This window comes from Falsiroseomonas selenitidurans, assembly GCF_012103215.1.
In the GTDB taxonomy this organism is placed as follows: Bacteria; Pseudomonadota; Alphaproteobacteria; order Acetobacterales; family Acetobacteraceae; genus Falsiroseomonas; species Falsiroseomonas selenitidurans.
Genome location: NZ_JAAVNE010000039.1, coordinates 22,729 through 43,624, shown reverse-complemented (window position 1 = coordinate 43,624; position 20,896 = coordinate 22,729). Strand labels below are relative to the sequence as shown.

Below are 20,896 nucleotides of genomic sequence, written 5' to 3'. Positions count from 1 at the left end.
GCTTTTCATGAACATCACCCGCCGTGCCACCCTGGCGCTTCCGGCAGCCCTGGCCGCCCCCGCGCTTCACGCGCAGGCGCCGACGAAAATGCGGGTCAGCGTGATCCCCGTGCTGGATGTGGCGCCACTGCATGCTGCCATCCGCGAAGGCTACTTCGCGGCGGAGGGGATCGAGATCGACACCTCCACCACCGCCGGCGGCGCCACCGGCCTGCCGGGCCTGGTGGCCGGGCAGTTCCGCGTGGTGTTCTCCAACGTCGTGTCCATCATGCTCGGCGTGCGCGAGGGCCTGCCCTTCCGCTTCGTCTCCGGCGCCAGCGTCGGCAAGGACAGCCCGCCGGACATCCTGGCGCTGCTGGTGCGCAAGGGCTCCGGCATCGCCACGGGCAAGGACCTTGAGGGCAAGCGCCTGGCGTCGAACACACGCAACAACATCGTCTGGCTGCGCGGCATGGCCTGGGTGGAAAAGACCGGCGGCGACTGGCGCCGCGTCAGCACCGTGGAGGTGCCCTTCCCGCAGATGGCCGATGCGCTGGCCGGCGGCCGCGTCGATGCCGCCATCTTCTCCGAGCCCTTCGTCGCCGCGGCGCTGGAGACGCATGGCGACAGGCTGGAGCGCATCGGCTGGCCGATCAGCGAGACGGCGCCGGGCGGCACCAACGCGCAATACGTGGCGATGGCCGAGGACCTGGCGGCGAATGCCGAGCTGTTCGACCGCTTCGCCCGCGCGCTGCACAAGGGTGTGGACTGGGTGAATGCACGGGCCGGCCAGCCGGCGCTGCTCGAACTCATCGCCGCCTTCTCCCGCGTTCCGCTGGCGCGCCTGCAGCGGACGGCGCTGCCGGCCTATCCGAAGGGCGTGACGCCGGCGGAGCTGGATACGCTGGTGGCGACGATGCAGCGCTACGGCCTGACCGGCAGCTACCCGGCCAGCGCCGGGCTGATCCACCGCACCGCGCGCGTCTGATGCGCGCGCCCACCTCCGGCACCTGGCTGGTGCTCGGCCTGCTCGCGCTCTGGGAAGCCTCCGCGCGCTTCGGCTGGGTGGACAGCCCGAACTGGCCGCCGGTGACGGAGGTGCTGCGGGCCCTGTGGCAGGACAGCGTGACGGGGGAGCTGCCGGCGCGCGTCGGCGGTTCCCTGTACCGCATGGCCGCGGGGCTGCTGGCTGGCGGCGCAGCGGGGGTGGCGGTGGGGCTGGCTTTCGCCCTGGTGCCGCTGACGGCGCGGCTGTTCGGGCTGGTGGTGGAGGCGGTGCGGCCCATCCCCATCCCCGCGGTGATCCCGCCGCTGGTGTTGTTCCTCGGCCTCGATGATCCGATGAAGATCACCGTGGTGGCGCTGACCGTGTTCTTCCCGGTGCTGACCAACACCATGCAGGGCGTGCGCGCTGTGGAGGCGGAGGCGCTGGCGATGGGCCGCACCTTCGGGATCGGCCCCTGGCGCCGCGCGGCCTGCATCGTGCTGCCGTCCTGCCTGCCCTACACCCTTGCCGGGCTGCGCGTGGCGCTGGGGCTCGCGCTGGTGGTGACGGTGGTGGCGGAGATGATCGCCGGCGAGCAGGGGGTGGGCAGCTACCTGGTGCTGATGCAGTTCGCCGGAAGGGCGCCGGAGATGTATGCGACGGTGCTGCTGCTGGCCGGCCTGGGCTATGCGCTGAATCGCGGCTTCGTGGCGCTGGAACACCGGGCCATCCACTGGTGGTTCGCGATGGGCCGCTGACCTGCTACCAACCCTGCTTCCTGCAGGAGATGCCCTGATGAAATTCGGCACCGCCGAGGCCGCCCCGGGCGAGCTGGCCACCGGCACCATCGCGCTGACCAGCGACCCGATCGGCCCGCTGCTCTCGCCCGTGATGCTGGCGCGCGGCGCGGTGCCGGGGCCGCGGCTGTACATCCAGTGCCTGATCCATGGCGGCGAGAATGTCGGGCCGATCGCCGCGGCGCGCTTCCTTCGCGCGCTGGACCTGAAGACCTTCAAGGGCAGCATCGCCGCGCTGATGGTGGCCAACCCGCTGGGCCAGCGGATGCACAGCCGGCTGATCCCGCAGGACGGCACCAACCTGAACCGCATCTTCCCTGGCAACCCCAGGGGCAGCGTCGGCGAGCAGTTGGCGGACCGGCTGCTGGCGCTGGCCGGCGAGCAGGGCGGCGACGCGGTGCTGGACCTGCACAGCGGCGGCGAACTCACCATCACCGCCTTCTACGTCATCCACGACGCCAAGGGGTCCTCCCCGGCGCAGCTCGCTTCCAAGGCGCTCTCGGCCCAGGTGGGCAGCCGCTACCAATGGGGCGCGACGGAGGATTGGATGGAGGGCACCTTCCTCACCAACGTCACCCGCCGGCACGACAAGGCGGCGCTGATCGTGGAATCGGGCGGCGGCGCCCGGGTGCGGGCTCTGGACCTGGACAATTTCAGGACCGCGCTGACCGGCACGGCGCAGGCGCTGGGGATGATCCCCGGCACGCCGCCGGTGGCCGAGGATATCCGCTACGGCGGCAACGCCGTGCATGTGAAGTGCAGCCAGGGCGGCTACTGGGACTGCCTGGTGGAACCCGGCCAGGACATGGTGGCCGGCGAGGTGATGGGCCGGATGATCGACATGACCGGCCAGGTGGTGGAGACCATCACCTGCCCGGCCGCCCAGGCCTGGGTCGGCTCCATCCGCCGCCCCTGGATGCCGCTCTATGCCGGCGACCAGGTGGTGGAGGTGGTGGAGCGGAAGTAGCCGCCGCTCAGCCCTCCCGCCGGATCTCCAGCATCTTCGCGCCGGTCAGCCGGATGCCGGCGCATTCCTTGGCAAAGGCGGGAAGGTCCTCGGGCAGCATGCGGCCGAACATGGTCACCGGCGTCCAGCCCAGCGGGCCGAAGACGCGGCCGCCATCGCCGTAGAACATGCCGATCTCCCAGAACTCGTCGGCCAGGCCCTTCATCATGTTCGGCGCCTGGTAGAACCACAGCACGTCGCCCGGCGTCGGGATCACGGTCTGGTTTTCCGACGGCAGGCTGCGCGGGTCGAAATTCTGGTTCTCCGGCGGCAGGCCGATCATGATCTCCGGCCCGGCGAACATGGCGTGGAAGGAAAGCTGGCGCACCGGCGTGGCGAGTGCGCCCCAGATGGCGTCCACCGTGCGGGCGGCCAGGGCTTCATGCAGTTCAACCCGGCCGGAGACCCCGGCATCGACGAAGGTGAATCGCAACATGCGGGACATCGGGCGTCTCCTGTGTTCAGCCGCGAAAGGATCATCCGGCCGCGGCGGCAGCGTCAACTGCGCGCCGGCGCGGAAAGCCGCTGGACCGCGGCCCGCGCGCGGGCAAGGATACGCGCGGACAAGCGATCTGGGGGCCTTTGCCATGGCTGCATTCACCCTTTCCCGCCGCGCCGCGCTTGCCGCGGGTGCGGGCCTGGCCGCCGGGCTGCGGCCCGGCCTGGCACCGGCGCAGGGCGCGCCGATCAAGGTGGGGGAGCTGAACTCCTACAGCCGCATGGCGGCCTTCTCCGTGCCTTACCGCAACGCCATCCAGCTGGCGGTGGACGGCATCAACCAGGCCGGCGGCGTGATGGGCGGGCGGCCGCTGGAATTCGTCTTCCGCGACGACGGCTCCACCCCCGGCGACGCCGTGCGGGTGGCGGAGGATCTGCTGACGCGCGAAGGTTGTGCCTTCCTGGCCGGCACCTTCCTGTCCAATGTCGGGCTGGCGGTGGCGGATTTCGCCAACCAGCGGAAGAAGCTGTTCCTGGCGACGGAGCCGCTGACCGATGCGCTGACCATGGGCCAGGGCAACCGCTACACCTTCCGCCTGCGGCCTTCCACCTACATGCAGACGCGCATGGTGGTGGAAGCGGCGCGCGGCAAGACGGCGAAGCGCTGGGCGATCGTCGCGCCGAACTACGAATACGGCCAGTCCGCCGCCGCCAACTTCAAGAAGCTGATCGGCGGCACCATCCCGGGGGCGGAGATCGTGGCGGAGCAGTATCCGGCGCTCGGCCGCGTCGATGCCGGGGCCACGGTGGGCGCGCTGGCGCAGGCGCGGCCGGACGGCATCTTCAACGTGCTGTTCGGCGCCGACCTGACCGCCTTCGTGCGCGAGGGCAACACCCGCGGCCTGTTCGAGCGCCGCACCGTGCTCTCCCTGCTGACCGGGGAGCCGGAATACATGATCCCGCTGGGCGATGAGTGCCCGGATGGCTGGATCGTCACCGGCTATCCGTGGGAGCAGGTGGAGGCGCCGGCGCACAAGGCCTTCGTCGCCGCCTACCGCGCCCGGTTCAACGACACGCCGCGCAAGGGCAGCGTGCTGGGCTATGTCACCGCGCAGGTGGTGGCCGCGCTGCTGAACAAGGCCGGCACGACGGAGACCGAGGCGCTGGTGGATGCCTTCCCGGGCCTGCGGACGGACACCATCGTCGGCTCCGTGCTGATGCGCGGCATCGACCAGCAGAGCACCATGGGCACCTGGGTGGGGGAGACCGTGCTGCGCGGCCGCACCGGCACCATGCGCAACGCCCGCTACGCCGATGGCGCCGACTTCCTGTTCCCCGAGGCCGAGGTGCGCGCCGCGCGCCCGGGGCGCTGACCGCGCCGCATGGATCTCGGGTTTCTGCTGGTCCAGTCCCTGTCGGGGCTGGCCAGCGCGTCGTCGCTGTTCGTCATCGCCTCCGGCCTGACACTGGTCTTCGGTGTCACCCGCATCGTCAACTTCGCGCATGGCAGCTTCTACATGCTGGGCGCCTATGTGGCGGTGACGCTGGTGCCCTGGCTGTTCGAGTTCGACCGCTCGCCGCTGCTGTTCTTCACCGGCGTCATCGCCTCCGCCCTTGTCGTCGGCGGGCTGGGCGTGCTGATGGAATTGCTGCTGCTGCGCCGGCTCTACAAGGTGCCGGAGTTGTTCCAGCTTCTGGCCACCTTCGGCGTGGTGCTGATGGTGCAGGACGCGGTGCTGTGGATCTGGGGGCCGGTGGAGATTTCCGGGCCGCGCGCGCCCGGCCTGCGGCATGGGGTGGAGATCCTCGGCCAGCGCTTCCCGGCCTATGAATTGCTGCTGATCGGCGTCGGGCCGGCGGTGCTCGGCCTGCTGTGGCTGCTGATGCACCGGACGCGCTTCGGCATCCTGATCCGCGCCGCGACGCGGGACCGGGAGATGGTGGGCGCGCTCGGCGTCAACCAGGCGCTGCTGTTCACCGGCACGCTGTTCCTCGGCGCCTTCCTGGCGGGGCTGGGCGGCGCGCTGCAGATTCCGCGCGTGGCCGTTTCCTCGCAGATGGACCTGTCGATCATCACGGAAGCCTTCGTCGTCACCGTCATCGGCGGCATGGGCTCGGTGCCCGGGGCCTTCCTGGCGGCGGTGCTGATCGGGCAGTTGAACGCCTTCGGCGTGCTGATCTTCCCGAAGATCACGCTGGTGCTGGTGTTCCTGCTGATGGCCGCGGTGCTGGTGGTGAAGCCCTGGGGGCTGCTCGGCCGGCCGGAGACCGCCGCCGGTCGCGCCGCGCTGCCGGAGGGCATTCTTGCCACGCCGCGCTTCGGGGCGTGGGAGAAGGCGATCGCCGGGCTTGCCATCGCCGCCATGCTGGCGGTGCCGGTGCTGGGCGACGGCTATGCGGTGAAGGTGGCGACGGAGATCCTGATCTTCGCGCTGGCGGCCTTTTCGCTGAATTTCCTCGTCGGCAATGGCGGCATCGTCTCCTTCGGCCATGCCGCCTATTTCGGGCTGGGGGCCTATGCGGCGGGGCTGCTGGTGACGAAGGCGGGCCTGCCGATGGAGCCGGCGCTGCTGGCCGCGCCGGTGGCGGGCGCCGCCTTCGCGGCGCTGTTCGGCTTCTTCGTGGTGCGGCTGACCGGCATCTACCTGGCGATGCTGACCCTCGCCTTCGCGCAGATCGCCTATGCGGTCTGCTTCCAATGGGTGGAGGTGACGGGCGGCGACAATGGCGTGGTCGGCGTCTGGCCCTCCGACTGGGCGCGCTCCCGCGCCGTGTTCCACTACCTGGTCGCGGCCTGCTGCATCCTGGGCATCTGGGCGCTGCGGCACGTGGTCTATGCGCCCTTCGGCGCCACGCTGCGGGCGGCACGGGATTCGGAGGCGCGGGCGAACGCCATCGGCATCGATGCGCGCACGCATCGCTGGCTGGCCTTCACGCTGGCCGGCGGCGCGGCAGGGCTGGCGGGCGGGCTCTATGCCTTCTCCAAGGGCTCCATCGACCCGACCCTGCTGGCGATTCCGCTTTCGGTCGATTTCCTGGCGATGATCCTGCTGGGCGGCATCCAGACGGTGATGGGCGCCGTGGCGGGGGCTGCGGCCTTCCATGCGATCAAGGACTTCTTCATGCCGCTGACCGACCATTGGCGGTTCTTCCTGGGCGCTTCCATCATCGCGCTGGTGCTGGTGTTTCCGCGCGGGCTCGGCGGCGCCTATGGCGCGCTCAGGGGGCGCGCATGACGCTGCTGGCGGCGGAGCGGCTGAACAAGGCCTTCGGTGGCGTGGTGGCGGCGAAGGATGTGTCCTTTGCCCTGGCGGAAGGCGAGATGCTGGCGATCATCGGCCCGAACGGCGCCGGCAAATCCACCACCTTCAACATGGTGGGCGGCCAGCTGGCACCGGATTCCGGGCGCGTGCTGCTGGCCGGGGCCGACATCACCGGCCAGCCGCCGCGCGCGGTCTGCCGGCTGGGCGTCGGCCGCACCTTCCAGGTGGCGCAGACCTTCCTGTCCATGACCGTGCTGGGCAATGTGCAGATGGCGCTGATCGCGCATCACGGCCGGACGCGGGAGGTGGTGGCGCGGGCGGAAGCGCTGTACCGCAACCAGGCGCTGGCGCTGCTGGACCGCGTCGGCATGGCGGCGGAGGCCGAGCGCCCGATCGGCGAGCTGGCCTATGGCGATGTGAAGCGCGTGGAGTTGGCCATCGCGCTCGCTGCCTCGCCGCGCCTGCTGCTGATGGACGAGCCCACAGCCGGCATGGCGCCGCGGGAACGCGCCGGGCTGATGCAACTGGTGGCGAACATCGCCCGCGGCCAGGGCATCGGCGTGCTGTTCACGGAACACGACATGGATGCCGTCTTCGCCCATGCCGACCGGATCCTGGTGCTGGTGCGGGGCGAGGTGATCGCGGAGGGCCCGCCCGAGCAGGTGCGCGCGAACGCCGAGGTGCAGCGCGTCTATCTCGGGCAGTCCGGCCACCGGGCGGCGCTGCGGGCGAGGCGCGCGGCGCATGGCTGACCCGGTGCTGGAGGTTTCAGGAATCACCGCGGGCTATGGCCCGGCGGAGGTACTGTTCGGCGTCGACCTCACGCTCGAACGCGGCGCGGTGGCGGCGCTGATGGGGCGCAACGGTGCCGGCAAATCCACCACGCTGAAGGCCATCATGGGGCTGCTGCCGGTGCGCGGCGGCCGCATCCGCTTCGCCGGCGCGGAGATCGCCAACTGGGCGCCCTACCGCATCGCCCGCGCGGGCCTGGGCTATGTGCCGGAGGACCGGCGCATCTTCACCGACCTGACGGTGGCGGAGAATCTGGAGGTCGGGCGACGCGCCGCGCGTGGCGGCCGGCCGCCCTGGACACCGGAACGCCTGTACGAAATTTTCCCCAACCTGGCGGAGATGCGCGGCCGCAGCGCCGCGGCAATGTCGGGCGGGGAACAGCAGATGCTGACCATCGCCCGCACGCTGATGGGCAACCCGGACGCGGTGCTGCTGGACGAGCCTTCGGAAGGCCTGGCGCCGGTGATCGTGGAACTGATGGCGGAAGCCGTGCTGCGCATGAAGGCAGAAGGCATCGCGGTGCTGCTGTCCGAACAGAGCCTGGACTTCGCCGCCGCCGTCGCCGACCGCGCCTATGTCATCGAGCGTGGCAGCATCCGCTTCGCCGGCAGCATGGAAGCGCTGGAAGCGGACGAGGCCATCCGCACCACCTATCTGACGGTGTAGCAGGCCATGGCGCGCGTCACGGCCGGCATCGATGTCGGCGGCACCTTCACCGACCTTCTGCTGCAGGACGCCTCGGGGCGCGTGCGCCTCGCGAAGGTGCCGACCACCACGGCGAACCAGGCGGATGGCGTGCTGGCGGCGATCGCCGCGGCGGGCAGCACGCCGGCGGCGCTCGACCTCATCATCCACGGCACCACCGCCACCACCAATGCGGTGCTGGAACGCAAGCTGGCGAAGGTGGGCCTCATCACCACCGCCGGCTTCCGCGATGTGCTGGAACTCGGCCGCCGCACCCGCCCGCACCCCTATGGGCTGAAGGGCGGGTTCGAGCCGCTGGTGCCGCGCGAATGGCGGCGCGAAGTGGCGGAACGCATGGATGCGCGCGGCGGCGTGGTGACGCCGCTGGACGAGGAAGCGGTGGCCCGCGCGGTGCGTGCGCTGCTGGCGGAGGGGGTGGAGGCGCTGGTGGTGCATTTCCTGCACGCCTACGCCAACCCCGCGCATGAACGCCGCGCCGGGGAGATCGCGCGCGCCCTCTGGCCCAACGCCTATGTCACGCTCGGCCATGAACTGCTCTCGGAATTCCGCGAATACGAGCGCGGCACCACGGCCGCGGTGAACGCCGCGGTGCAGCCGGTGCTGGACCGCTACATCACGCGCCTGCAGGACCAGCTGGCGGCGCAGGGGCACCGGCGCGACCTGCTGGTGATGAACGGCAATGGCGGCACCGTGGCGGCGCGGCTCGTCGCGAAGGATGCGGCGAAGACGGTGATGTCCGGCCCGGCTTCGGGCGTGATGGCCGCCGCCGCGACGCTCGCCCAAAGCGGGCTGGCGAATGCCATCACCTACGACATGGGCGGCACCTCCACCGATGTGGCGCTGATCGCGGGCGGGGTGCCGGAGGTCTCGGCGGAGCTGTCCATCGCCTATGGGCTGCCGATCCACCTGCCGATGGTGGATGTGCGCACGGTGGGCGCCGGCGGCGGCTCCATCGCCGGGCTGGATGCGGCGGGGATGATCCGGGTCGGGCCGGAAAGCGCGGGCAGCCTGCCGGGGCCGATCGGCTTCGGCCGCGGCGGCACGCGGCCGACCATCACGGATGCCAACCTGGTGCTCGGCCGGCTGGACCCGGCGCGGCTGCTGGCGGTGGCGGCGCCGGTGCCGCTGCAGCACCTGCGCGACGCCTTTGCCGAGAGCCTCGCCACGCCGCTGGGCATCACGGTGGAAGCGGCGGCGGAGGCGGTGCTGCGGCTGGCGAATGTGCACATGACGGGCGCGATCCGCATGGTCTCCCTCTCCCGCGGGCATGATCCGCGCGATTTCTGCCTGTTCGCCTTCGGCGGCGCCGGGCCGCTGCATGCGGTGGCGCTGGCGCGGGAGATCGGCATCCCGATGGTGCTTGTGCCAGCCCGGCCGGGCCTGACCAATGCGCTGGGCTGCCTGGTGGCGGATCTGCGCCAGGATGCGGTGAACACGCTGAACCGCGGGCTGGACGACATCGCCGCCGAGGAGATCACGGAGACGCTGACGGCGCAGCGCGACCGCGCCACGGCGCTGGTGCTGGCCGATGCGGCGGAGGTGGAGCGGGTGGAGGTGCAGCATGTCGCGGAGATGCAGTTCCGTGGCCAGACGCATCTGATCCGCGTGGCGCTGCCGCGCGCCGACATGGCGCGCGCCGAGATCCAGGCGGCCTTCGAGGCCGCCTATTTCGCCCGGTTCCAGGTGCATCTGCCGGAAATCCGCGCCGTGCTGGTGAATCTGGCGACCACCGTCATCGGCCGGCGCCGGCAGCTGGACCTGTCGGCGCTGCTGGATCCGGCGGCGCGCGACGGGCAGGCGCTGGTCGGTGAGCGCGACCTCTATGCCGAAGGCGCCTGGCATCGCGCCGCGGTGTGGCAGCGCGAGCGGCTGGTGGAAGGCGCGCGCATCGCCGGCCCTGCCATCATCCAGCAGGCGGATGCGACGACGGTGCTGGAGCCGCGCTCCGAGGCCGTGGTCGATGCCATCGGCAACCTCCGCATCACGGTGCAGCCATGATCGACGCGCTGACCCTGGCGGTGATCCAGGCCGGGTTGCAGCAGGTCTGCAACGAGATGGACATCACCTTCTCCCGCGCCGCCTTCTCCCCGGTGATCGCGGAAGCCGACGATCGCTCGGACGGGATCTATGCCGCGGAGGATGGCGCGCTGATCGCGCAGGGGGAGTTGGGCCTGCCCGTCTTCGTCGGCACCATGGCGCATTCCGCGGCGCATCTGGTGCGGCTGATCGGCGAGGGCGCAGTGGCGGCGCCGGAGCCGGGCGATATCTACATCGTCAACGACCCCTATCTGGGCGGCACGCATCTGATGGATGTGCGCTTCTGCCGGCCCTTCTTCGTGGACGGCACATTGTTCTGCTGGCTGCAGAACACCGGCCACTGGCCCGATATCGGCGGCATGGTGCCCGGCGGGTTTTCGGCCCATGCGACGGAGGTGGAGCAGGAAGGCCTGCGCCTGCCGCCCGTGAAGCTGTTCAAGCGCGGCGTGCTGGACCGCGAGATCCTGTCCATCATCCAGTCCAACATCCGGGTGGCGGACCAGCGCATCGGCGACATCAAGGCGCAGGCCGCGGCGCTGCTGGTGGGAGAACAGCGGCTGGGGGAGATGGTGGCCCGCCATGGCCTGGCGACGCTGCGCGACGCCATCGCCGGCATCCGCGACCGCGCGGCGGAGCGCATGCGCGCCGAGATCCGCCGCATCCCGGCGGGTGTCTACACGGCGGAGAGCTTCGTCGATTCGGATGGCGTGGTGGATGCGCCGCTGCGCATCGCGCTGACCGTCACGCGGCAGGGGGATGAGCTGGTCTTCGACCTTTCGGACAGTTCGCCGCCCTGCCAGGGGCCGATGAACTCCGTCTGGGCCACCACCTGTTCCGCCGTCTACCTGGCGATGAAGCACATCTTCCCGGAGGTGCCGATCAATGCCGGCACTTTTGCACCCCTGCGCGTGATCCGGCCGGAGGGCACTTTTCTCGATGCGCGCTACCCGCGCCCGGTCTCCGGCTGCGCGGCGGAAGTCTCGCAGCGGATTGCGGAGGCGGTGTTCCTCGCCATCGCGGAGGCGCTGCCGGCGGAGGTCTGGGCGGCACCCGCCGGCACCTCCGGCAATTTCGCGCTCGGTGGCTTCGACCCGGCGCGGGGCGCCGGCTACGTGATGTATCAGATCACCGGCGGCGGCTATGGCGGCACGGCGGAAGCCGATGGGCTGACCAATGGCTGCTCCACCATCGGCATCAGCAAGACCGCGCCCGTGGAGGTCATGGAGCAGTATTTCCCTGTCCTGTTCAGGCGTTTTGCCATCCATGAAGGCTCCGGCGGCGCCGGGGCGCAGCGCGGCGGCTTCGGCGTGCATTACGAGGTGGAACTGCTGCGCGGCGAGGCGAAGGCGAGCTTCGTGATGGACCATGGCCGCTTCGGCCCGCCCGGGGTGCTGGGCGGCGGCGAGGGCGCCAAGAATGTCGTGAAGCTGCACCGTGGCGGCACCACCACCATCCCGCTGCACCTGTCGAAGGACCAGGGGCTGCATCTGCGCGCCGGCGACCGGGTGGAGGTGATGACGCCGGGCGGCGGCGGCTATGGCGACCCGCGCGCGCGCGACCCAGCGCTGGTCGAACGCGACGTGCGGCGCGGCTACTATACCGCGGACCAGGCGAAGGCGCTGTGGGGATGAGCGCCTATCACCGCCCCGCCTCGCTGGACCAGGCGCTGGCCATCCGCGCGGGCGCGGATGTGGCGGTGCTGGCCGGCGGCACGGATATCATCCCCGCCCGCACCGCCCGCGCGGCCTGGGGCGACCCGCCGCGCCAGGACGTGCTGGATATCAGCGCCATCCCGGGCCTGAACCGGGTGGAGACGACGGAGACCGGATGGCGCATCGGCTGCCTGGTCACCTGGTCCGGCCTGCTGCGCGCCGGCCTGCCGCCGCTGTTCGACGGGCTGTGCCAGGCGGCGCGGGAAGTCGGCGGCGCACAGGTGCAGAATCGCGGCACGCTGGCCGGCAACCTGGTCACCGCCTCCCCCGCCGGGGACGGCATTCCGAACCTGCTGGCCCTGGCGGCGAAGGTGGAACTGGCCTCGGCCGAGGGGCGGCGCATCCTGCCCCTGGCACATTTCCTCACCGGCTATCGTGCCACGGCGCTGCGGCGGGACGAATTGCTGGTGGCGGTGCAGGTGCCGCGGCTGGATGGCGCCCAGGGCGGCTTCCGCAAGCTCGGCGCGCGGCGCTATTTGGTGATCTCCATCGCCATGGCCGCCGGCGTGGTGGCGCTGGACGGGCAGGGGCGCATCAGGACCGCGCGGCTGGCGCTGGGTGCCTGTTCCGCCGTGGCGCAGCGCCTGCCCGCGCTGGAAGCCGCACTGCGCGGCGTGACGCTGGCCGAAGCCGCGCAGGTGCCGCAGGCCGCGCATCTGGATGGCCTGGCGCCGATCGACGACATCCGCGCCAGCGCCGCCTATCGCCGCGATGCCGCGCTGGTGCTGCTGCGCGACCTGCTGGCCGGGATGCCCACGCCATGATGGAGATCGCCTGCATCCTGAACGGCGCGCCGCGCCGCTTCCGCGTGGACCCGATGGCGCCGCTGTCCGACACGCTGCGGGAAGGGCTGGGCCTGACCGGCACGAAGGAAGGCTGCAACGCCGGCGATTGCGGCGCCTGCACGGTGCTGATCGACGGCGCCCAGGCCTGCGCCTGCCTGGTGCCCAGCGCCCAGGCGGCGGGGGCGGAGATCGCGACGGTGGAGGCGCGGGATGGCGCGGTGGGCGCGCTGCTGGCGCGGCTGCGTGCCGCCTTCCTGGCGCATGGCGCGGCGCAATGCGGCATCTGTTCCCCCGGCATGCTGATGGCGGCGACCGACCTGCTGCTGCGCGACCCGGCGCCGGACCGTGCCGCGGTGCAGGATGCGCTGGGCGGCGTGCTGTGCCGCTGCACCGGCTATGTGAAGATCCTGGACGCGGTGCAGGCGGCCTCGCGCGGCCTGCTGCCGGCCGGCGAAATGCCGCCGGCCGGGGCCGCGGTGGGCGCGCCCATCGCCCGGCTGGATGGCGCGGCGAAGCTGGACGGGACGGAGCGCTTCGGCGCGGATGAAGCGCCGGAAGGCGCGCTGTGGCTGCGCATTATGCGCTCCCCGCACGCCCATGCGCGCTTCACGCTCGGCGACCTGGAGGCGGCGCGGCAGCGCCTGGGGCTCGCCGCGATCCTGTCCGCCGCCGATGTGCCGGGCAGCAACGCCTTCGGCATCATGCCCCATCTGAAGGACCAGCCGGTACTGGCGGAGGCGCATGTGCGCTTCCGGGGCGAGGCGGTGCTGGCCCTGGTCGGCAGCCGCGCAGCCCTGGCCGCGCTGCGCGATGCCGACCTGCCGGTGGCGTGGGAGCCCCTGCCGGCGCTGCAGGGCACGGCAGCCGCCCGCGCGCCGGATGCGCCGCAACTGCACCCGCACGCCCCGGGCAATCTGCTGATCGAGGGAAGGCTGAATCGCGGCACGGAAGCGCCGCCGGCGGCGGTCACCGCCGAGACCCATTTCCGCACCGGCTTCGTCGAGCACGCCTATATCGAGCCGGAAGCCGGCTACGCCGTGCCGGCGCCGGACGGGGCGGGCATGGAGGTCTTCGCCTGCACCCAGGCCCCCTACATGGACCGCGAGGAAACCGCACGGGTGCTTGGCGTGGCGGAGGAACTGGTGCGGATCCGCCCCAGCGCCTGTGGCGGCGGCTTCGGCGGCAAGCTGGATGCCTCCATCCAGCCGCTGCTGGCAGTGGCGGCGCGGCGCCTCGGCCGGCCGGTGCGCATCACCTATTCCCGCGCCGAGAGCATGGCCAGCACCACCAAGCGGCACCCGGCGGCGATCACCGCGCGGATGGCGGCGGATGCGGAAGGGCACTTCACCAGCTACGCCTTCGAGGCGGATTTCAACACCGGCGCCTATGCCAGCTGGGGCACCACGGTGGCCAACCGCGTGCCGGTCCACGCCGGCGGCCCCTACCGCATCCCGCATCTGCGCAACCGTGCGCGCGCCATCTACACCAACGACACCCCGGCCGGCGCCTTCCGTGGCTTCGGCGTGCCGCAGGCGGCCCTGGCCACCGAATCGCTGGTGGACGACCTGGCCGCGAAGCTGGGCCTGGATCGCTGGGAGATCCGCCGCCGCAACGCCATCGGCCGCGGCGACACCACCCATTCCGGCCAGGTGCTGCACGCCTCCGCCGGGCTGCCGGCATGCCTGGATGCGCTGAAGCCGGATTGGGAGGCGATGCTGGCGGAAGTTGCCGCGCATAACGCCGATGCGCCGCGCCTCAGGCTCGGCGCCGGCATTGCCTGCATGTGGTATGGCTGTGGCAATACCAGCATGTCCAACCCCTCCCGCATGAAGCTGGTGCTGGGGCGCGACGGCAGGCTGACGCTGTTCAACGGCGCCGTCGATATCGGCCAGGGCAGCACCACCGTGCTCGCGCAGATCTGCGCCGATGCGCTGGGCCTTCCGCTTGACCAGTTCCGCTTCGTGCTAGGCGACACGGCGCTGACCCATGATGCCGGCAAGACCAGCGCCTCCCGCCAGACCTTCGTGAGTGGCCGCGCGGCGATGGAGACGGGGCTGGCGCTGCGGCGGCGCATCCTGGCCCTGGCCAATGCCGGGGAGGATGCGGCGCTGGCGCTGGAGGGCACGCGGCTCAGCGTCGGCGCCGCGCGCGTCATCGACCTGGCGACGCTGGATGCGGACCTGGAAGCGGAAGGGCGCTACGACCCGCCGACCACGGCGCTCGACGAGAACGGCCAGGGCACGCCCTATGCCACCTACGGCTTTGCCGCGCAGATCGCGCTGGTGGCGGTGGATCGGGCGCTGGGCACGGTGAAGGTGCGGCGGATCGTGGCGGCGCAGGATGTCGGCCGTGCCGTGAACCCGACCCTGGTGCTCGGCCAGATCCATGGCGGCATCGCCCAGGGCCTCGGCCTGGCGCTGATGGAGGAATTCCTGCCCGGCCGCACCGAGAACCTGCACGACTACCTGATCCCCACCGCCGGCGACGTGCCGGAGATCGTGGTGAGGCTGGTGGAGGACCCGGAGCCGGAAGGCCCCTATGGTGCCAAGGGCGTGGGCGAGCCCGCCCTGGTGCCGACCGCGCCGGCGATCCTCTCCGCCATCCGCCACGCCACCGGGGTGACGCTGCACGAGGTGCCGGTGCTGCCGCATCGGCTGTGGGAGGCGCTGCGATGAGCGACCTGGCCGCACGGTCCCTGAAATTCGGCGCGGCGGAAGGCGATGCCGGCGTGCTGCGCTGCGACGCCTGCCCGGTGCTGTGCCGCATCCGCCCCGGCCGGGCCGGCGCCTGCGCCCGCTACGCCAATGAGGGCGGGCACCTGGTGCGCACGGACCCGGCCCTAACCCTGGCGCGCGCGGTGGAGACGGGCGGGCCGGTGGTGGCCTTCGCGGAAGGCGGCTGGGACGGGCAGATCCTCGATCCCGCGCGCGCCTTCGTCACCGGCATCGGCGCCGGCACCACCTATCCGGACTACAAGCCGGCGCCCTTCATCGTCGGCGCCGAGCATGCCGGGGTGGATACCGTCACCATCGTGACGGAGGGGATCTTCAGCTATTGCGGCGTGAAGGTGAAGATCGACACGGACCGCCACCTCGGCCCGGAAGCCGCGCCGGTGCGCCTGAAGGGCGAACAGGTGGGGCATGTGACCACCGCCGAATATGGCAGCCAGATGCTCTCCCTCGGCGGGGTCCGGCACCTCACCGGCGGCTCCAAGCGCGAGGGCACCACCACCTGCGAGGCGCTGCTGACGCTGTGCGAGGGCGAGGCGGTGGACCTCACCATCGATGGCGGCCATGCGGTGCGGGTGCAGGCCGGCCAGGCGCCGGTGGTGGATGGACGGCCGGAGGAGCGCATGCGCGTCGGCTGCGGCAGCGCCACCGTGGGCATCTTCGCGCAGCAATGGCTGGGCCATGCGGATGAGGTGATCGTGGTGGACGACCACATCACCGGCGTGCTGTCCGAACACCAGGCCGGCAAGGTGCTGGGCATGCGCCCCGCCGGCATCCGCGTGCGCGGCCGGCGCTCCACGCCCGGGCGGTATTTCCAGGTGGCCAATCCCGGGCTCGGCTGGGGCGGCACGGACATCACCGATCCGCTGGCCATTATCGAATCCATTGACCCGAAGACCGCCTGGCCCGGCCTGCGCCTGCTGCTGACCTCCACCACCGGGGAGGATGCGCTGTGGTGCGTGCTGGATGCGGCGCTGCGCCCGGTGCCGGCGGCGATGCCCGAAGCCGTCGCCCGCGTCGTGGCGCGGATCGGCGAGAATTGCGAGCCTTCGCTGTGCAGCGTGGTGTTCATGGCCGGCGCCGGCGGGTCGCTGCGCGCCGGGGTGACGGAAAACCCGGTGCTGCTGACGCGCAGCGTGGCGGCGGGGGAGACGCGGGTGACCATGGGCGGCGCGCCCGTGTATCTTTGGCCGGGCGGCGGCATCACCATCATGGCCGATGTGCTGCGGCTGCCGAAGCGCGCCTTCGGCTATGTGCCGACGCCGGCCCTGGTGGCGCCCATCGAGTTCACCCTGCCGCGCGCGCTGTATCAACGGCTCGGCGGACACATGGCGGAGATCGTGCCGGTGCAGGACCTGCTGCGCGGCCTGGGGCCTTCGCTGCGGGTGGAGGATTGGCGCCCGGCCAATCCCTGGCCCTTCCCGAACGGCTGACCGGTGTACGCGCCGCCGGTCGTGCAGCGGCTGGAAGGCGGGCGGCTGCACCTGCAGCAGGGACCGATCGACGTGGTGCTGCGCGCCTGGGGGCCGCCCGGCGCGGTGCGGGCGGCGGAGGAGGCGGCCATCGCGGCCTTCCCCGCCATCCTGCCCGGCCTCGCGGCCGAATTGCCGCTGCTGCGCCGGCCGGTCGGCGCCCTGCCGCTGGGCGCCGTCGCGCGGCGCATGCAGGCCGCCTGCCGGCCCTTCGGCGCGCTCGGGATCTTCGTCACGCCGATGGCAGCGGTGGCTGGCGCGGTGGCGGATGCGCTGCTGGCGGCGATGCGCGCCGCGGCACCGGGGCTCGACCGCGCCTTCGTCAATGATGGCGGCGACATCGCGATCCTGCCCGGGGAGGGCCTGCGCATCGGCCTGGCGCAGGGGCCGGCGGGCGGCTTCGATGGCGGGGTCCTGCTGCGCCAGGCGGACGGCGTGGGCGGCATCGCGACCTCCGGCCGGCATGGCCGGTCCTTCTCGCTCGGCATTGCGGACGCCGTGACCGTGCTGGCCGCCGATGCCGCGACGGCGGATGCGGCGGCGACGCTGGTCGCCAATGCCGTGGATGTGCCGAGCCCCGCCATTGCCCGCCGGCCGGCCGAGGCCCTGGACCCGGACAGCGACCTGGGCACCCGGCCGGTGACGGTTGCGGTCGGCCCCCTCTCGGCCGCCGAGATCGACGCGGCGCTGGCCGAAGGCGCCCTTCGTGCCGAGGATTTCCGCGCGCGGGGCCTGATCCGTGCCGCTGCCCTGCGGCTGGCCGGGCGCCACCGCCTCGTCGGCCACCCGCTTGCCCTGGAGACATCGCCGTGACCGATAGCCTCGACATCCGCAAGACCGTGCTCTGCGTGGAGGAGGTGCGCCATGATGGCGGCCCGAAGCTGGCCACGCCGGTGCTGAAGGGCTGGTGCGCCGTCATCCTCCGCAACCCCTTCGCCGGGCGCTACGAGCCCGACTTGATGTGGATGATGGAGGCGATGAAGCCCATCGGCCTGATGGTGGCGGAAAAGCTGCTGGCCGGGCTGGGCGGCGATCCGGCGCGGATCGAGGCCTATGGCAAGGGCGGCCTGGTGGGCGCGGCCGGGGAGTTGGAGCACGGCGCGCTGTGGCATGTGGCGGGCGGCTACGCGATGCGCGGGCTGCTGGGGCAGGCGCTGTCCATCGTGCCGTCGATGACCAAGGTGGGGCCCATGGGCGCGCTGCTGGACCTGCCCATCCACCACCGCAACGCCGCCTATGTGCGCAGCCATTTCGACGGCATCACCGCCGTGGTGCCGGATGCGCCGCGGCCGGAGGAGATCCTGTTCGCCCTGGCGATGACCACCGGTGGCCGCCCGCATGCCCGCGTCGGCGGCCTGGCGCAGGCGGAGATCAGCCGCTGGGACGGTCAGCGCTGAGCTTCCTGGGCACGCCCGCCCGGTCCTGGCGGGGGGAACGGCTGAAGCGCGCGGCATAGGCGCGGGAGAAATGCGCCGCGCTGACGAAGCCGCAGGCCATCGCCACCTCCAGCACCGAGAGCGGCGTCTGCTGCAGCAGGCGGCGCGCATGGTCCAGCCGCAGGCCCAGGTAGTGGGCGCCGATGGTGCGGCCCAGATGGCTGCGGAAGATGCGTTCCAGCTGCCGCACCGAAAGCCCGGCGAGGCGGGCCAGGGCCTCCCGCGGCAGCGGGTCCTCGATGGCCTGTTCCATCCGTTCCAGCACCGCCAGCAGGCTGGCATGGCCGGTGTCGTAGCGCTCGCGCAGGCCCATGCGCTGCGGTTCGTCGCCGGCGCGCTGCCTGGTGTGCAGGAACCAGTCGGCCACGGCGCGGGACAGCGGCCGGCCATGCTGCACCTCGATCAGCGCCAGCATCATGTCGAGCGCGGCGGTGCCGCCGGAGGCGGTGCAGCGGTCGCGGTCCACCTCGTACAGCGACCGCGTCAGCAGCAGGTTGGGGAAGCGCTCCGTCATTGCGGGAATGTATTCCCAATGCGCCGTGCAGCGGTGTCCCTCCAGCAGCCCGGCGCGCGCCAGGATATAGGGGCCGCCGGAGACGCCGCCGAGCCGGATGCCGCGCGCCGCCTGGGCGCGCAGCCAGGCGAGGGTCGCGGGGTCGTCGAAGGCGGCCGGGTTGCCGCCGGCGCAGACGAACAGCCAATCCACCTGGCCCGGCTGGTCGATGCCCTGGTCGGCGACGATGGACACGCCATTGGAAGCGCGCACCGGCAGCCCGTCCGGGGAGACATGCACCCAGTGGTACAACTCGGTCTCCGCCAGGTCGTTGGCGCCGCGCAGCGGTTCCATGGCACAGGCATAGGCCAGCATGGCGAAGCCGGGGATCAGCAGGAAGCCGATGCGCTGCGGGCGCTGCCCCGCTGCCTGCACCAGCCGCAAGGCGTCCCGTTGCACCGGGCCGCGCGGGTCGGGTGGGCCGGAAGCGGGGAAGCGGCGGCGCGTCGTGCTCGGCATGATGTCGCGCAATGGTGGCGCGTGGCCGGCGCTCTGTCTACCAAGGGTAGGCTGGTTGAGGGTCATGTCGGCGCTCGGTAGCAAGCCTTCATTGTCAACCTCTTGATCGGCGCACCGGGCCTGCCGACACCAGGCGCGCGCCGGGACGCCGGATGTGCAACCCTGGCCACATCATTCCGTTGACGGTGTTCCGTCCGCGACCATTGGAAAGGAGTCCAGCATGCGCATCCGCGCCGGCTGCCAGATCACCTACGACTGCCCCCAGCCGACCCCGATGCTGCTGATGATCTCCCCGCACCCCTCCCGCCTGCCGGATCTGCTGGGCCCGCACGCGCTGCGCTTCGACCCGCCGGTGCCGTCGCGGGATTATCTGGACGGCTTCGGCAATACCTGCACGCGCATCGTCGCCCCCGCCGGGCGGCTGGCGATCCACACCCGCTTCGAGGTGCAGGATTCCGGCGCCACGGACCCGGTGCACCGCGCGGCGCGGCAGCACCCGGTGGAGGCGCTGCCGGACGAGGCGCTGGTCTACCTGCTGGGCAGCCGCTACTGCGACACCGACAAGCTGGCCGATTTCGCCTGGGCCAGGTTCGGCCAGGGCCCCACCGGCTGGGACCGGGTGCAGGCGATCTGCGACTTCGCGCACAACCACATCACCTTCGACTACATGCAGGCCAGCGCCACCCGCAGCGCCGCCGACGCGCACCGGGAGAAGGTGGGCGTCTGCCGCGACTTCGCGCATCTGGCGGTGACCCTGTGCCGCTGCGTGAACATCCCGGCCCGCTACTGCACCGGCTACCTCGGCGATATCGGCATGCCGCCGCCCTATGGCCCGATGGATTTCGCCGCCTGGTTCGAGGTGTATCTGGACGGCGCCTGGCACACCTTCGATGCGCGCAACAACACCCCGCGCATCGGCCGCATCCTGATGGCGCGCGGGCGGGATGCGACGGACGTCGCCATCGCCACCACCTTCGGTCCCTGCACCCTGGCCGGCTTCGAGGTGGTGACGGATGAAATCACGGGCTGAACCGGATCCGCCGGCCGCCAGCCTGGTGAATCCTGGCGGCGCCGCGCCGCTGCTGCTGGTGTGCGAACACGCCAGCAACCACATCCCCGCCCGCTACCACGCGCTGGGGCTGCCACCGGCGGCATTGCAGCGCCACATCGCCTGGGACATCGGCGCCGCGGCGCTGGCCGGGCGGCTGGCGGCGCTGCTGGACGCGCCGCTGGTGCTGTCCGGCTATTCGCGCCTGCTGATCGACTGCAACCGCCCGCCGGGCGTGCCCAGCAGCATCCCCGCCCGCAGCGAGGCCACCGACATCCCGGGCAACCAGGCGTTGCCGGCGGCGGCGGCGGCGGAACGCGAGGCGCTTTTCTTCACCCCCTTCCAGCAGCAGGTGGCGGCGATGCTGCCGGGGCGGCGCTGGCTGCTGGGCGTGCACAGCTTCACCCCGGTGTTCCTGGGCGCGGCGCGGCCCTGGCAGGCCGGCGTGCTGTACGGCGCGGCGACGGATTTCGGCGCCGCGCTGATCGCCGGGCTGCGCGCCGACCCGGCGCTGACGGTGGGTGACAACGAGCCCTACCGCATCGAGCCCGAGATGGATTTCACCGTGCCCGTGCATGGCGATGCGCGCGGCATCCCCGCCGCGCTGATCGAGGTGCGGCAGGACCTGCTGGGCAGCCCGGCCGGCATCGAATCCTGGGCGCTGCGCCTGGCGGGGGTGATCCGGCCGCTGCTGCGGTGA

General features: G+C 71.9%; 18 protein-coding genes. 16 read left to right on the top strand and 2 right to left on the bottom strand.

Going from position 1 to position 20,896, the window contains the following annotated elements:
* Window positions 1-7: 7 nt before the first annotated feature.
* The 3 genes from HEQ75_RS20170 to HEQ75_RS20160 are packed head-to-tail and all read left to right on the top strand — an operon-like array spanning window position 8 to window position 2,728.
* Window positions 8-967: an ABC transporter substrate-binding protein gene (locus HEQ75_RS20170; RefSeq protein ID WP_168033922.1), complete on the top strand. Its 960-nt coding sequence runs from the start codon at window positions 8-10 to the stop codon at window positions 965-967.
* On the top strand, window positions 967-1,722 hold the full coding sequence (locus HEQ75_RS20165; RefSeq protein WP_168033921.1) for an ABC transporter permease: 756 nt from the start codon (window positions 967-969) through the stop codon (window positions 1,720-1,722). The genes HEQ75_RS20170 and HEQ75_RS20165 overlap by 1 nt, the downstream gene beginning before the upstream one ends.
* A 37-nt stretch (window positions 1,723-1,759) precedes the next feature.
* A complete protein-coding gene (locus HEQ75_RS20160; protein WP_168033920.1) occupies window positions 1,760-2,728 on the top strand; it encodes a succinylglutamate desuccinylase/aspartoacylase family protein in 969 nt (322 codons plus the stop codon).
* A 7-nt stretch (window positions 2,729-2,735) separates the two neighbouring features.
* Here the strand turns inward: HEQ75_RS20160 and HEQ75_RS20155 are convergent, their stop codons facing one another.
* The gene (locus HEQ75_RS20155; protein ID WP_168033919.1) at window positions 2,736-3,212 is read right to left on the bottom strand and encodes a DUF3830 family protein; all 477 of its coding nucleotides are present in this window, start codon (window positions 3,210-3,212) and stop codon (window positions 2,736-2,738) included.
* A gap of 142 nt (window positions 3,213-3,354) precedes the next feature.
* On the opposite strand from HEQ75_RS20155, the gene HEQ75_RS20150 reads away from it, so the two are divergent.
* The 11 genes from HEQ75_RS20150 to HEQ75_RS20100 are packed head-to-tail and all read left to right on the top strand — an operon-like array spanning window position 3,355 to window position 18,097.
* On the top strand, window positions 3,355-4,578 hold the full coding sequence (locus HEQ75_RS20150) for an ABC transporter substrate-binding protein (protein ID WP_168033918.1): 1,224 nt from the start codon (window positions 3,355-3,357) through the stop codon (window positions 4,576-4,578).
* Between the two features lie 9 nt (window positions 4,579-4,587).
* A complete protein-coding gene (locus tag HEQ75_RS20145) occupies window positions 4,588-6,441 on the top strand; it encodes an ABC transporter permease (RefSeq protein ID WP_168033917.1) in 1,854 nt (617 codons plus the stop codon).
* Complete coding sequence (locus HEQ75_RS20140) at window positions 6,438-7,220, top strand: ABC transporter ATP-binding protein (protein ID WP_168033916.1); 783 nt, start codon at window positions 6,438-6,440, stop codon at window positions 7,218-7,220. The genes HEQ75_RS20145 and HEQ75_RS20140 overlap by 4 nt, the downstream gene beginning before the upstream one ends.
* Entirely contained in the window at window positions 7,213-7,926 is a 714-nt protein-coding gene (locus HEQ75_RS20135) for an ABC transporter ATP-binding protein (RefSeq protein WP_168033915.1), read from the top strand. The genes HEQ75_RS20140 and HEQ75_RS20135 overlap by 8 nt, the downstream gene beginning before the upstream one ends.
* A 6-nt stretch (window positions 7,927-7,932) precedes the next feature.
* Window positions 7,933-9,963 (top strand): hydantoinase/oxoprolinase family protein, encoded by a 2,031-nt coding sequence (locus tag HEQ75_RS20130; RefSeq protein ID WP_168033914.1) that lies wholly within the window; start codon window positions 7,933-7,935, stop codon window positions 9,961-9,963.
* Complete coding sequence (locus tag HEQ75_RS20125) at window positions 9,960-11,633, top strand: hydantoinase B/oxoprolinase family protein (RefSeq protein ID WP_168033913.1); 1,674 nt, start codon at window positions 9,960-9,962, stop codon at window positions 11,631-11,633. Before HEQ75_RS20130 ends, HEQ75_RS20125 begins: the two co-directional genes overlap by 4 nt.
* On the top strand, window positions 11,630-12,478 hold the full coding sequence (locus HEQ75_RS20120; RefSeq protein WP_168033912.1) for an FAD binding domain-containing protein: 849 nt from the start codon (window positions 11,630-11,632) through the stop codon (window positions 12,476-12,478). Before HEQ75_RS20125 ends, HEQ75_RS20120 begins: the two co-directional genes overlap by 4 nt.
* Window positions 12,475-15,174, top strand: a complete 2,700-nt coding sequence (locus HEQ75_RS20115) for a molybdopterin-dependent oxidoreductase (RefSeq protein WP_209318671.1) — start codon at window positions 12,475-12,477, stop codon at window positions 15,172-15,174. The genes HEQ75_RS20120 and HEQ75_RS20115 overlap by 4 nt, the downstream gene beginning before the upstream one ends.
* The gene (locus HEQ75_RS20110; protein ID WP_168033911.1) at window positions 15,171-16,661 is read left to right on the top strand and encodes a 6-hydroxynicotinate reductase; all 1,491 of its coding nucleotides are present in this window, start codon (window positions 15,171-15,173) and stop codon (window positions 16,659-16,661) included. The genes HEQ75_RS20115 and HEQ75_RS20110 overlap by 4 nt, the downstream gene beginning before the upstream one ends.
* Window positions 16,662-16,664: 3 nt before the next feature.
* Window positions 16,665-17,513 carry a UPF0280 family protein gene (locus HEQ75_RS20105; protein ID WP_168033910.1) on the top strand — a complete coding sequence of 283 codons (849 nt, stop codon included), beginning with the start codon at window positions 16,665-16,667 and terminating at the stop codon, window positions 17,511-17,513.
* On the top strand, window positions 17,510-18,097 hold the full coding sequence (locus HEQ75_RS20100) for an amino acid synthesis family protein (RefSeq protein ID WP_168033909.1): 588 nt from the start codon (window positions 17,510-17,512) through the stop codon (window positions 18,095-18,097). Before HEQ75_RS20105 ends, HEQ75_RS20100 begins: the two co-directional genes overlap by 4 nt.
* On the opposite strand, the gene HEQ75_RS20095 is transcribed toward HEQ75_RS20100, so the two are convergent.
* On the bottom strand, window positions 18,072-19,148 hold the full coding sequence (locus HEQ75_RS20095; RefSeq protein WP_168033908.1) for a GlxA family transcriptional regulator: 1,077 nt from the start codon (window positions 19,146-19,148) through the stop codon (window positions 18,072-18,074). The genes HEQ75_RS20100 and HEQ75_RS20095 overlap by 26 nt on opposite strands.
* A 220-nt stretch (window positions 19,149-19,368) precedes the next feature.
* Here HEQ75_RS20095 and HEQ75_RS20090 point away from each other — a divergent pair, with 220 nt between their 5' ends.
* Together HEQ75_RS20090 and HEQ75_RS20085 are read left to right on the top strand one after the other, a co-directional pair.
* Window positions 19,369-20,178, top strand: a complete 810-nt coding sequence (locus HEQ75_RS20090; protein WP_168033907.1) for a transglutaminase-like domain-containing protein — start codon at window positions 19,369-19,371, stop codon at window positions 20,176-20,178.
* Window positions 20,162-20,896, top strand: a complete 735-nt coding sequence (locus HEQ75_RS20085; protein ID WP_168033906.1) for an N-formylglutamate amidohydrolase — start codon at window positions 20,162-20,164, stop codon at window positions 20,894-20,896. The genes HEQ75_RS20090 and HEQ75_RS20085 overlap by 17 nt, the downstream gene beginning before the upstream one ends.

What these genes read in the sequence shown, in the direction of transcription:
- HEQ75_RS20170 (WP_168033922.1), top strand. Translation starts at nt 8, where the DNA reads ATGAACATCACCCGCCGTGCCACCCTGGCGCTTCCGGCAGCCCTGGCC.
- HEQ75_RS20165 (WP_168033921.1), top strand. Translation starts at nt 967, where the DNA reads ATGCGCGCGCCCACCTCCGGCACCTGGCTGGTGCTCGGCCTGCTCGCG.
- HEQ75_RS20160 (WP_168033920.1), top strand. Translation starts at nt 1,760, where the DNA reads ATGAAATTCGGCACCGCCGAGGCCGCCCCGGGCGAGCTGGCCACCGGC.
- HEQ75_RS20155 (WP_168033919.1), bottom strand. Translation starts at nt 3,212, where the DNA reads ATGTCCCGCATGTTGCGATTCACCTTCGTCGATGCCGGGGTCTCCGGC.
- HEQ75_RS20150 (WP_168033918.1), top strand. Translation starts at nt 3,355, where the DNA reads ATGGCTGCATTCACCCTTTCCCGCCGCGCCGCGCTTGCCGCGGGTGCG.
- HEQ75_RS20145 (WP_168033917.1), top strand. Translation starts at nt 4,588, where the DNA reads ATGGATCTCGGGTTTCTGCTGGTCCAGTCCCTGTCGGGGCTGGCCAGC.
- HEQ75_RS20140 (WP_168033916.1), top strand. Translation starts at nt 6,438, where the DNA reads ATGACGCTGCTGGCGGCGGAGCGGCTGAACAAGGCCTTCGGTGGCGTG.
- HEQ75_RS20135 (WP_168033915.1), top strand. Translation starts at nt 7,213, where the DNA reads ATGGCTGACCCGGTGCTGGAGGTTTCAGGAATCACCGCGGGCTATGGC.
- HEQ75_RS20130 (WP_168033914.1), top strand. Translation starts at nt 7,933, where the DNA reads ATGGCGCGCGTCACGGCCGGCATCGATGTCGGCGGCACCTTCACCGAC.
- HEQ75_RS20125 (WP_168033913.1), top strand. Translation starts at nt 9,960, where the DNA reads ATGATCGACGCGCTGACCCTGGCGGTGATCCAGGCCGGGTTGCAGCAG.
- HEQ75_RS20120 (WP_168033912.1), top strand. Translation starts at nt 11,630, where the DNA reads ATGAGCGCCTATCACCGCCCCGCCTCGCTGGACCAGGCGCTGGCCATC.
- HEQ75_RS20115 (WP_209318671.1), top strand. Translation starts at nt 12,475, where the DNA reads ATGATGGAGATCGCCTGCATCCTGAACGGCGCGCCGCGCCGCTTCCGC.
- HEQ75_RS20110 (WP_168033911.1), top strand. Translation starts at nt 15,171, where the DNA reads ATGAGCGACCTGGCCGCACGGTCCCTGAAATTCGGCGCGGCGGAAGGC.
- HEQ75_RS20095 (WP_168033908.1), bottom strand. Translation starts at nt 19,148, where the DNA reads ATGCCGAGCACGACGCGCCGCCGCTTCCCCGCTTCCGGCCCACCCGAC.
- HEQ75_RS20090 (WP_168033907.1), top strand. Translation starts at nt 19,369, where the DNA reads ATGCGCATCCGCGCCGGCTGCCAGATCACCTACGACTGCCCCCAGCCG.
- HEQ75_RS20085 (WP_168033906.1), top strand. Translation starts at nt 20,162, where the DNA reads ATGAAATCACGGGCTGAACCGGATCCGCCGGCCGCCAGCCTGGTGAAT.